At 62.5% G+C, this 301-nt stretch carries 1 protein-coding gene; it reads left to right on the forward strand.

Annotated features, from left to right (window positions below):
* Nucleotides 1-301: hypothetical protein (locus CQ14_RS44805; protein ID WP_057860718.1), on the forward strand; the 301-nt coding region annotated here is incomplete at both ends.

Below are 301 nucleotides of genomic sequence, written 5' to 3' on the forward strand. Positions count from 1 at the left end.
TGTCATTGCTGATATCGTGCAGCAGGATTTGACCGAGCAGGCCGATAATTCGGCGCTGACCGCGACAATCCCTGTCACCTTCACCGATGTCGATCTGACCGATGTCGGGCACATCGCCAATATCACGAGCGTGGTGAAGTCCGGCACCACCACGGGCCTTGCGCTCGACGAAGCCGCGCTGATCGCCCTGGTTACGCCCGGCACGGTGACCAAAGCCGCCGGCTCCTCGGCCGGCTCGGTTGACCTGTCATTCTGCGCGGCCTCGACCGCGTTCGACTATCTGGCGAAGGGCGAAGTCTTG

The organism is Bradyrhizobium lablabi (assembly GCF_001440475.1).
In the GTDB taxonomy this organism is placed as follows: Bacteria; Pseudomonadota; Alphaproteobacteria; order Rhizobiales; family Xanthobacteraceae; genus Bradyrhizobium; species Bradyrhizobium lablabi.